This window comes from Streptomyces sp. NPDC033177, assembly GCF_055577715.1.
Map to the genome: position 1 here is coordinate 536,564 of NZ_JBVIPS010000004.1, position 10,302 is coordinate 546,865.

Annotated in this window: 9 protein-coding genes and 2 pseudogenes; 9 read left to right on the plus strand and 2 right to left on the minus strand. The window is 70.4% G+C overall.

Annotated elements, in window-relative coordinates:
• Window positions 1-59: 59 nt before the first annotated feature.
• The 6 genes from ACZ5U5_RS17400 to ACZ5U5_RS17425 are packed head-to-tail and all read left to right on the plus strand — an operon-like array spanning window position 60 to window position 6,333.
• Window positions 60-1,652: an amino acid adenylation domain-containing protein gene (locus ACZ5U5_RS17400; protein ID WP_469022136.1), complete on the plus strand. Its 1,593-nt coding sequence runs from the start codon at window positions 60-62 to the stop codon at window positions 1,650-1,652.
• 5 nt (window positions 1,653-1,657) lie between these two features.
• Window positions 1,658-2,995, plus strand: a complete 1,338-nt coding sequence (locus ACZ5U5_RS17405) for an MFS transporter (RefSeq protein WP_469022139.1) — start codon at window positions 1,658-1,660, stop codon at window positions 2,993-2,995.
• 44 nt (window positions 2,996-3,039) lie between these two features.
• A complete protein-coding gene (locus ACZ5U5_RS17410) occupies window positions 3,040-4,092 on the plus strand; it encodes a MupA/Atu3671 family FMN-dependent luciferase-like monooxygenase (RefSeq protein WP_469022140.1) in 1,053 nt (350 codons plus the stop codon).
• A complete protein-coding gene (locus ACZ5U5_RS17415) occupies window positions 4,089-4,691 on the plus strand; it encodes a flavin reductase family protein (RefSeq protein WP_469022143.1) in 603 nt (200 codons plus the stop codon). Before ACZ5U5_RS17410 ends, ACZ5U5_RS17415 begins: the two co-directional genes overlap by 4 nt.
• Window positions 4,688-5,551, plus strand: coding sequence for an ACP S-malonyltransferase (fabD, locus tag ACZ5U5_RS17420; protein ID WP_469022146.1), 864 nt, complete (start codon window positions 4,688-4,690; stop codon window positions 5,549-5,551). The genes ACZ5U5_RS17415 and fabD overlap by 4 nt, the downstream gene beginning before the upstream one ends.
• A complete protein-coding gene (locus ACZ5U5_RS17425) occupies window positions 5,548-6,333 on the plus strand; it encodes a thioesterase II family protein (protein ID WP_469022148.1) in 786 nt (261 codons plus the stop codon). Before fabD ends, ACZ5U5_RS17425 begins: the two co-directional genes overlap by 4 nt.
• A gap of 216 nt (window positions 6,334-6,549) precedes the next feature.
• Here the strand turns inward: ACZ5U5_RS17425 and ACZ5U5_RS17430 are convergent.
• A pseudogene (locus ACZ5U5_RS17430) lies at window positions 6,550-6,855 on the minus strand (DNA translocase FtsK); the annotation flags it as partial.
• A gap of 236 nt (window positions 6,856-7,091) precedes the next feature.
• Between ACZ5U5_RS17430 and ACZ5U5_RS17435 the strand changes: the two are divergent.
• The gene (locus ACZ5U5_RS17435) at window positions 7,092-7,571 is read left to right on the plus strand and encodes a helix-turn-helix domain-containing protein (protein WP_469022150.1); all 480 of its coding nucleotides are present in this window, start codon (window positions 7,092-7,094) and stop codon (window positions 7,569-7,571) included.
• 763 nt (window positions 7,572-8,334) lie between these two features.
• Window positions 8,335-8,526 (plus strand): annotated as a pseudogene (locus ACZ5U5_RS17440) (hypothetical protein); the annotation flags it as partial.
• A gap of 176 nt (window positions 8,527-8,702) precedes the next feature.
• Here ACZ5U5_RS17440 and ACZ5U5_RS17445 read toward each other — a convergent pair.
• Window positions 8,703-9,305, minus strand: coding sequence for an ABATE domain-containing protein (locus tag ACZ5U5_RS17445; RefSeq protein ID WP_469022153.1), 603 nt, complete (start codon window positions 9,303-9,305; stop codon window positions 8,703-8,705).
• 81 nt (window positions 9,306-9,386) lie between these two features.
• On the opposite strand from ACZ5U5_RS17445, the gene ACZ5U5_RS17450 reads away from it, so the two are divergent.
• On the plus strand, window positions 9,387-10,181 hold the full coding sequence (locus ACZ5U5_RS17450; RefSeq protein ID WP_469022155.1) for an MBL fold metallo-hydrolase: 795 nt from the start codon (window positions 9,387-9,389) through the stop codon (window positions 10,179-10,181).
• The last annotated feature ends 121 nt before the right edge of the window (window positions 10,182-10,302 follow it).

The window sequence follows — 10,302 nt, forward strand, 5'->3', positions numbered from 1 at the left end:
AAGCGACAGCCCGGTCCGCGCGGACCACCCATGAACTCCCTGACGAAACAAGGATTTCGATGACCGACCTCATCGCTGCCGTCCACCCGGCGGCATACGACCGCACGCTCTACGACTGGTTCGCCGGTTCGCTGGCGGACCACCCCGACGAGCCCGCCCTCGAAGTGCTCGGCACCACCTACAGTTACCGCGCGCTCGACGATCGTGCCGCCGCCGTCGCCGCGGCCCTGCTCGCGGCGAACGGCGGGACCTCACCCACGCGGATCGCGCTGCTCGCCTCCCGGAGCCTGACCGCATTCGCCGGCTACCTCGCCGCACTGCGCCTCGGCGCCACCGTGACACCGCTCAACCCGGGCTACCCGGTCGCCCGCAACCGCGCGGTGTGGCAACTGGCCCGCGCCGACGTGTTGCTCGCCGACGCCCGCGGTGCCGCGCAACTGGCCGTCGACGAGCCCGAGGTGACCGTCGTGCGGCTGTCCGAGGAGCAGACCGCTGCGCTTCCCGTGCCCACCCACCTGCCCGAGCGCACCACGGCACCCGGCGACGTGGCGTACGTGCTGTTCACCTCCGGCTCCACCGGGCGCCCCAAGGGCGTGCCGATCAAGCACCGCAACCTCGCCCCATACATCGCCCACAACATCGACCGCTTCGAGGTCGGCCCCGGCTGCCGTGTCTCGCACACCTTCGACCTGACCTTCGACCCGTCGGTCTTCGACCTGTTCGTCACCTGGGGCGGTGGCGCCACGCTGGTCGTGCCGCAGCGCAGCGAACTCCTCGAGCCCATCCGGTACGTAGAGGACCGGCGCATCACGCACTGGTTCTCGGTGCCCTCCGTGGTCTCGGTCTCGGCGAGCCTCGGCAAACTGCCCGCGGGCCAGGCCACCGGACTGCGCTACGGCATCTTCATCGGCGAGCAGCTCACGGAACGCCAGGCCCAGCTGTGGGCCGAGGCCGCCCCCAAGGCCCGGATCGAGAACGTCTACGGGCCCACCGAACTCACCGTCGCCTGCACCGAGTTCCGCCTGGCCGCCGAGACAGCCGACTGGCCCGCCACGTCCAACGGCACCATTCCCATCGGCCCCGTCTACCCCTTCCTCGAGCATGTGGTCCTCGCCGAGGACGGCCTGCCCGCCGACGAGGGCGAGCTGTGCGTCCGCGGCCCGCAGCGCTTCGACGGGTACCTCGACCCGGCGGACGACCACGGCCGGTTTCTCGCCCACACCCCGGGCAGTGGACAGCCGGCCGAGATCTACCAGGGCGCGGGTCCACTGACCGCCGAGCACTGGTACCGCACCGGCGACCGAGTGCGCTGGGAGAACGGCACCCTCACCCATCTCGGACGCCTGGACAACCAGGTCAAGGTCCGCGGCTACCGCATCGAGCTCGGCGAGATCGAATCCGCGCTGCGCCGCCACCCCGGTATCGCCGACGCGGTCGTCCTCGCGGTGCCGGGCCCGGCCGAGACCGAGCTGGTGGCCGTGCACACCGGTGATCCGCTCAAGGCCACCGACCTCATGCTCTGGCTGCGCAAGCAGGTGCCGGTTCACATGGTGCCGCGCCGCTACGAGCACGTCGACGCCCTGCCCTTGAACCCCAACGGCAAGACCGACCGCCCGGCCCTGACGCGCCGCTACACCCCCGAAGGGAGCTGACTGGCATGGCCATCAACTTCGCCGCCCTGCTGCGCGATCTGAAGCCGCCATCGCCCGTGGTACGGGTGCTCGCGGTCAGCAATCTCGCCCGCACCGTCGCGAACGGCTTTCTGCTGTCGGTGAGCGTGCTGTTCTTCATCCGGGCCGTGGGCATTGATTCCGCCCGCGTGGGTCTCGGCATGACCGTCGCCGCGGTCCTCGCCATGCTGGCCAGCATTCCGGCCGGACACCTCTCCGACCGGCTCGGCTCCCGCAACACCTCGGTCGCCTTCGGCATCGCCCAGGGCATCGCCGTGTGCGCGTACGCCCTGACCGGCGGGTTCATCTCCTTCCTCGCCGTGGTCGCCCTGTCGGCCGTGATGGACGCGGGCGGTGCCGCGGCCCGCGGCGCACTGATCGCCGAGGCGCTCCCGCCCGCCGAGCGCGTACGGGCTCGTGCCTATCTGCAGTCGGTCATCAACGTCGGTCTGTCCGTCGGCACGCTGGCGGGCGCCATCGCTCTTGCGGCCGACTCCGGTGCGCTGTACCGCGGGCTGCTGGTCGCGGCCGGCGCCCTGTTCGTGGCGGCCGGACTGATGTGCCTGCCGCTGCCTGCCGCTCGCGCGGCCGATGCCGGACGCCCTGATGAGCGCCGCAATGTCCTGCGCGACGCGCCCTTCGTGGTCGTCGCAGTGCTCAACGCGGTCCTGGTCCTGGGCACCGATGCCCTGCTCACGGTGGCCCTGCCCATCTGGATCGCCGAACGCACCGACGCGCCCGTGTCGCTCTACGCGGGCCTGATCTTCATCAACACGGCGATGTGCGTGCTGTTCCAGGTGCGGATGAGCAAGGGAGCCGAGGACATCGCGGGTGGCGCCCGCGCCATGCGCCGCTCCGGCATGCTGCTCGCCCTGTGTTGCGCCTGCTTCGCGCTGTCGGCGGGGCAACCCGCCTGGGTCGCCGCGCTGTGTCTCGTGGTCGGTGCCGTGGTGCATGTATGCGGCGAGATGCTGCACTCGGCCGGCTCCTGGGCCCTGTCGTACGAGCTGGCACCGGCCGACGCACACGGCCAGTACCAAGGCATGTTCAATCTGGCCCAGCGCGTCGGCGCCGCCGTCACGCCCGCCCTGACCACCGCCGTGATCATCGGCTGGGGCTGGCCCGGCTGGCTTCTGTTCGCAGGCATCCTGCTCGCCGGCGGCCTGGCGACCCCGGCTGTGGCCCGCTGGGCCGAGCGCTCGCGTGCGGTTGAGACACCCGAGGAGCCGGGCGGCCCCGAGCGGCCCGCCAGTGCCACGCAGCACGCCGCGCCTGCGCAGCCGCCGGGGCCCGCCCAGTCCGAGCAGCCCGCCGAGGTGGCGTAATCCCACCCAGTCAGGCATCAGATCGACACACACAGAGAGTTCTCATGGACTTCAGCCTGTTCTACTTCGGCAACGACAGCACAGCACCGGCCGACAGCGCGGACCGCTATGAGCTGGTGATCGAAGGCGCGCGCTTCGCCGACCGCCATGACTTCACCGCCGTATGGACTCCCGAGCGGCACTTCCACGCCTTCGGCGGTCTCTACCCGAACCCGGCCGTCACAGGAGCCGCAATCGCGGCCGTCACCAGCCGTGTCGCGGTGCGGGCCGGCAGCGTCGTGGCACCGCTCCACCACCCCGTGCGGATCGCCGAGGAGTGGTCGGTGGTCGACAACATCTCCGGCGGCCGCGCCGGACTCGCCTTCGCCTCCGGCTGGCACGCCACCGACTTCGCCCTGCGCCCCGAGACCTACGAGAACCGCCGAGACGTCCTCCTCGAGACGGTCGCTCAGGTCCGCGCCCTGTGGCGCGGCGAGGAGAGCGAGGTACTCGACGGCACGGGCGAGCCGCGGCGGGTGCGCTCCTACCCGCGTCCGGTCCAGGCCGACTTGCCCGTCTGGATCACCAGCGCGGGCGGCGTGGAGACCTTCCGCAACGCGGGCCGGCTCGGTGCCGGTGTGCTCACGCATCTGCTGGGCCAGGACATCGACGAACTCGCCGAGAAGATCGCCGCCTACCGCGACGCATACACCGCTCGCCCCGACGCCGACGGCTCCCGAGGCCATGTAGTCGTCATGGTGCACACCTACCTCGACCGCGATGAGGACGCCGTACGCGAGCTGGTGCGTGCACCCCTCACCTCCTATCTACGCACCTCCGTGGGATTGCTTCTCGGCTCCCAGGCCCACGGCTCCCGCCGACTCGACCCGACCAAGCTGCGCGACAAGGACCTCGACTTCCTGGCGGCCCGTGCCTTCGACCGCTACTTCGAGGACGGCGGTCTGCTAGGCACCGTGCCGAAGGCCGCACGGATCGTCGAGCGCCTCGCCGCGATCGGCGTTGACGAGACCGCCTGTCTCATCGACTTCGGGCTGCCGGCGAAGACCGTCCTCGACGGTCTCGGCACGCTGGACGAACTGCGGAGGCTGACCGCGTGAGCGCGCCCGCACCCACCGCGGCCACGAGACCGGGCGAGTCGGAAGTACCCCGCCACCGCTTCCGCCGCACCGCGGCCCGCTTTCCCACCGGAGTCACCGTGGTCACTGCGCTCGCCGAGGACGGCGAACCGCACGGGACGACCGTCAACTCCTTCACCACCGTGTCCATGGACCCGTATCTGGTGATGGTCGGCCTCGGTCGCGGCTCGCGGCTGCACGACCGGATCCTCGCCCGCGGTGCCTTCGCCGTGAGCGTGCTCTCCGACACCCAGGAGGCTGACGCCCGCTGGTTCGCCGACCCTGCGCGGCCGGCCGGCGCGGCCTCCTTCACCGGCCTTCCTTGGCGGGCAGCGGACCTCTCTGGTGCTCCGGTGCTGATGGAGGCGGTCGCCTGGTTCGACTGCACGGTCCACGCCACCCACACGGCCGGCGACCACACGCTGTTCGTCGGCCGCGCGGAGGCCTTCGGTGTACTCAGCGACCGGCCCGCACTGACCTTCGCGGACAGCCGGTTCGCGTCGCACGAGACCGCCGACAGCCGCTTCGCCCCGCGAGACGCCGCACCGTCCTGCCCGCCCGTACGAAAGGACCTGCCGTGACTCGAGTCCTCATGTTCGCCGGGCAGGGCGCGCAGCGCGTCGGCATGGGCGGCGCCGAGCTCTTCGACCGCTTCGCCGACCTCGTGGCCGAGGCCGACGCCGTACTTGGCTATTCACTGCGCGACCTCTGCCTGACCGGCCCTCACCAGCGCCTGGACCGGACCGAGTTCACCCAGCCCGCCGTCTACGCGGTGAACGCTCTGTCCCTCGCGGCACTGCGGGGCGACGGCCAGCCCGATCCCGACGCCGCGATCGGACACAGCCTGGGCGAGTACAACGCGCTGCAGGCGGCGGGAGTGTTCGGCTTCACCGACGGGCTGCGCCTTGTGGCCGCCCGCGCACGCGCGATGGCGCGGATCACCAACGGGGCCATGGCCGCCGTCATCGGCATGGACGAGGCCGTCATCCGGCTGCTGCTGCGCCGCGCAGGCCTGGAAGCGGTCGAAGTGGCCAACCTCAACACGGCCGACCAGACCGTGGTGGCTGGACCCGCGGCCAAGCTGGAGGCGGCCGCGGTCCTGTTGAAGGAGTCCGGCGCCCGGGCGGTACGGCCGCTGAAGGTCTCAGGGCCGTTCCACACTACTCACATGGCGCCCGCCGCCCGCGAGTTCGGCGAGCTGCTCACCCGGACACCGCTCGCAGCTCCCCGCTTCCCCGTGTACGCCAACCGCACCGCGCAGCCCTACTCCGCCGAGCACACGACCCGGCTTCTGACCGAGCAGATCGATCATCCTGTGCGATGGCGCGAGACCGTTGAGCGGCTACTCGATACCGACCCGGACACCGAGTTCCAGGAGGTCGGGACCGGCCCGGTACTCACCCGCATGCTCCGCGCGATCCACACCGAGAGGACCCCATGACGACCACCGCCGTCAGAGCCGCCATACGCCCCCGCCCCGTCGACGACCCCGCACTGAGGCTGTTCGTCCTACACCACGCGGGTGGCTCACACCTCGCCTACACCGACTGGGTCGAGCACTTCCCCGATGACTGGGACATCTGCCTCATGGAGGCGCCCGGCCGAGGACCGCTCAGCGGCTTGCCGGCCCGGGAGGACGCCGCCGCGCTGGCCGCGTTCCTGCTGGAGGGCATCCATCCTCTGCTGGATGCCCCGTTCGCGTTCTTCGGCCACAGCATGGGCGCACTCACCGCGTACGAGATGACGCTCCAGCTCGTCGAGCGTGGCCTCGACCTGCCTGTGTGGCTGGGCATCTCCGCCTGCGAGGCACCCTTTGATGAGCAGCCGCCCTTCGGCGGTGCCCCGCTGCACACCCTGCCCTCGCCGAAGCTCCGCTCGGCCCTTGCCGCGATGGGCGGGCTGCCGCAAGCGATTTTGGACGACGAGGACATCTGGCAGGTCTACGAACCCCGGCTGCGTGCCGACTTCAAGCTGGTGGAGACATGGCGGCCCCGTCCCGAGGACCGCAGCCGCATCCCTGTCCCCTGCTCGCTGTTCGGTGGCGAGGACGACCATGTCGTCAGCCGCGCACAACTGCGCGCCTGGAGTGAGGGCGCCGACCGGCTGATCGGTGAGCACTTCTTCCCTGGCGCCCACTTCTACTGGGACCGGCAGATCCCGCTGATCACTGCACAGATCGCGGAGGAGGTCGACACGGCAGCGCCGGGCCTGTCCGGCTGGTGAACCGCACCCCAACGGACTCCGCACACCAGGTCGCAGACGTACGGCCTTCGGTGCGACGGACGCGCCGACCACGGCCACGGCGGGCGGTGGTCGGCTCCGCCGCACAGGCGTCGTCGGGACGCGAGCCTGCGGATGTTCACAGTGTGTCCCTCTAGCAGTTAAAGCGCGTGGGGTTCGGGGTGCTATCGGGACGTCCGGGATGCGTTCCTCGGCGGTGTGCGGCATCTTGGCGATGTTGGCCATGACGTAGCCGCCCTCGACGTCCTTGCCGAGCGCCACCAGCATGGGGTGGTCGTCCTCGGCCGCGTCCGCCAAACGGAGCACGTCGCCGACGTTGACCATCTCGCTGTCGGTGTTCGGGATCTCGATGCCGACCGCGGACTTGCCGGGGGTGGGGCTGATGATGCGGACGTCGGGGCTGGCGACCGCGTACGCGATGTTCTTGGCCAGGGCCGTGATCTTCTCGACCTTCACGGCCGGGCCGAGCTCGATCTCGTACCGCGTGACGGTCGGGCCGCGCGTGAGGCGGCCGTGACACGCTCAACACCGTTGTAGCGGGGGCGTGGTCGTAGCCCCAGGGTTGTGCTGCCTGCCCGGCGGATGATGGTTACTGATCTGTTCGGGATGCTGTCGGTAAGGGTGACGGGTGGTGATCTTTGCGGAAGGCCGGAGGTATGCGCTGCGCACAGGGCGGCGGGCTGACCGCCGAGCGACGGAGCTTGAGGGAGTAGATCCGGTTCGAGGCCGGCAAACGGTTCGTGCGGGGTGAGAAGAACGCGGGGATTGCGAAGGAACTGCGGGTAAGTGAGCGGTCGGTGGAGCGCTGGCGGCGGGCCTGGCGTCAGGGCGGAACGGCCGCGCTGGCCTCGGCGGGGCCGCCTAAGCTGCCCAAACTGAGCGATGAACGCTTCGCCGGCACCGGACTCCGACTGGCCCAACATCCCGCACAATCCGAAAGGATCAGTGGGCCCCATGGTCGGCGGCGGATGAACCAAGCGAGGGTGCGCCGAATCTGCTCGCTGCCAGCCGATCGCGGCCGTCGTTTGCGGAACTCCGTACTCAGGCCCTGGTCAGGCTCGCCGCCCAACACGAAGAGATCGTCCACCTTCGGGGCACAGGGGAACTTGCCCCGCACGTCGTCAAGGAACCAGTGCAGGACGAGGTCGAGGCCGTCCAGCAGGGGCACCCAGCGCGGCCTGGGGCCGGAGGTGCGGGCGCCTTTGCCGAAACGTACGTGAAGTTTTCCGAACGGGCTCCGCGAGAAGAGGGCGTCGGGACGCTCCGGCAGGGATGCTTCCTCTGAGCGCAGGCCGGCGTGATAGAGGGTCCGGAACATTGCATAGTCCCGGGCGGCGGGTCCGTACTTGTGGGCGGTGGCGATCCGGTCCTTGAGGAAGGCGAAGAGCTCCGCCACCCGTTCCGGGGCTGGCGGCGGCAGCTGAGCCGGGGAGTCGTCCCCGACATGCCGCGAGGCGTTGAACTTGTTCCAGGGCAGACCAGACGGACACCGAACCCGGACTCGATCTCAACGGCCTTGCGGACATGCAGGAACCGGTGGAAGCCCTTGAAGATCTGCACATACTCGCGGCGGGTCGATGCCGTCCGCCCGGCGAGGGCCAGATCGCCGACGACGCGGTCGATGTCCTCCGGCGTGACGTCCCACGCGGGCCGGCCCAGCGCAGTGAGCGTTCGCTCCAGCAGGCCGATGTCGTTCTCGACCGTCACCGGGCTGAACCCGCGGGCCCGCCACGAGGCGACGAACGCCTCGACGCACTCGGCCTGGAACTCCCACGGATCGGCGGTCACCGGCTCAGCGGGACGGTACTACCCTCGATCACCCGCAACTGGGATGTCACGGGCACACGTTCCTCGCACCTGTCCGGTCAAGGCGGCACCTGGGGAAACCGAGCGCCACCGCGAAGACCGACGAGGACCGCAGGAGATGGATGCGGGCCGGTGGCAGCAGCGATCCACGAAAAGGAACAGGTGCCAGCCCCGGATGGGTGGACGAAAACCTTCACCGATCCGCGGCTCTGCGCGGCCATCGTGGACCGGCTCACCTTCAACGTAGCCATCATCGAGACCGGCACCGCCTTCTACCGCCTTGCCCACACCAGGGCCCAGGGCGAGCAACTGGGTGGGATGAGCGGGTGGCGGAGGATGTCTGGGCGCTTCTTCGCAGTGAGCAAATGATGCTGTTCACGACTGGGTGCAGGGGCCGCCGGTTGTGCAGGTTCGCCTGTTTGATGGCCGCGTCGGGCCATGAGCTCGGTCCAGGCGCGGCCTGGGGGTCCTGGCTCGTACGCCAGCCGCAGAGCAGGTACGCCGGGAACGTGCAGATATGGCTGTGGCGGGCAGGTCGTGCGGCGTCAGTCCGTCGGGGTGCGGCGGGCGTAGGCGCGGGCGGCGCGGGCGCGGTCGCCGCAGCGGGTGGAGCACCACTGGCGGCGCCCGTGTTTGAGCAGGAAGCGGTTGCAGGGCGGGGAGGCGCAGGCGGTCAGGCGGGTGGCGTCGGGGGAGGTGAGCAGGTCGGCCGCGTCGGCGGCGATGACCGCCAGGGCATGCTCGACGATCGCGGTGGTGGGGTGGGGTGCGGCGCGGTAGGGGCCGGCTTTCTCGTCCCAAAGCAGCAGAGATGCCGTCGGGACGCGGGTCATCGCCTCGTTCACCGCCGCGACGGCGGCAGGCAGGGCGGGCTGCCCGGCGACACGGGAGGCCAGGAGCGACCTGAGCTGTTCGCGCAACGAGCGCAGCTGCGTGGCACATACCTCCGCCAGGCCGGCGTCGGCTGGGGCGAGGTCGCGCTGCGCCAGCCATTGCTCGGCCCGCTCCGGGGTGCCCAGGAGGTCGGCCGTGTGCCCGCCGGGCAGCGCCAGGGCGCTGTTGGCCAGGGCCAGGGCGGGGTGCTCCGCCTCGCCCGGCGCCGACGGTAGGACTGCTTCTTCCATCACGAACTCTTCCACGCTCCTCATGGTACGGGTTGCATTCATCCGTGAGGCACGCCTACAGTTCCTCACGGTTAATGCGCTATCTATCCGTGAGGAACTTCTTTCGTGTCTTCCCCCACCCTGCAGACCGTCCCGTTCCCTGTCCGCGTCTTCGGCGGCCCGACGGCCCTGTTCGAGTACGGCGGCCTGCGCTTTGTCACCGATCCGACCTTCGACGGTCCCGGCGAGCACCAGGCACCGGCCGTCATGCTGACCAAGACGGCGGCGGCTGACGGCAGCCCGGCCGATCTCGGCCGCGTCGACGTGGTCCTGCTCTCGCACGACGAGCATGCCGACAACCTCGACGTCTCCGGACGTGCCCTGCTCGCCGATGTCCCGCTGACGCTCACCACTCCCGGCGGTGGGGAGCGTCTGGGGCAGGCGGCCACTGGCCTCGCCGACTGGCAGTCGATCGAGCTCGAGCGCCGGGACGGCGGACCCGGCACGATCACCGTCACCGGCGTGCCCGCCATCCACGGACCGGGCAAGCGCGAGGACGTCGAGCCGATCTGCGGCGAGGTCGTCGGATTCGTCCTGACCGGCGAGGATCTGCCCACCGTCTATGTCAGTGGCGACAATGCCTCACTCGACGCGGTCAGGGAGATCGCCGGGCGTTTCGCCCCGGTGGACACGGCCCTGCTCTTCGCCGGAGCGCCCCGCTTCCCCGACGTCTTCGACGGCAAGGTGATCGTCCTGGACAGCGCCCAGGCCGCTCAGGCCGCGAAGATCCTCGACGCCGGCCGCGTCGTCCCCGTCCACTACGACAGCTGGGCCCACTTCACCGAGGGCCGCGACGAGCTCGTCGCGGCCTTTGCCGCCGCTGGTCTCGCCGACCGCGTTGACTTCGGCGTCCGCGGCTGACCCCACGCCTGTAGTGCCCGTATGCCGGTAGTGGGGGGGGGGGGGGGGGGAAAAAAAAAAAAAAAACGACTCGCCGCAACCAGGCCCCCCCCCCCCCCCCCCACCAAAAAAACAACCACAC

Coding starts and splice junctions, on each gene's coding strand:
- ACZ5U5_RS17400 (WP_469022136.1), top strand. CDS start 60: ATGACCGACCTCATCGCTGCCGTCCACCCGGCGGCATACGACCGCACG.
- ACZ5U5_RS17405 (WP_469022139.1), top strand. CDS start 1,658: ATGGCCATCAACTTCGCCGCCCTGCTGCGCGATCTGAAGCCGCCATCG.
- ACZ5U5_RS17410 (WP_469022140.1), top strand. CDS start 3,040: ATGGACTTCAGCCTGTTCTACTTCGGCAACGACAGCACAGCACCGGCC.
- ACZ5U5_RS17425 (WP_469022148.1), top strand. CDS start 5,548: ATGACGACCACCGCCGTCAGAGCCGCCATACGCCCCCGCCCCGTCGAC.
- ACZ5U5_RS17445 (WP_469022153.1), bottom strand. CDS start 9,305: ATGAGGAGCGTGGAAGAGTTCGTGATGGAAGAAGCAGTCCTACCGTCG.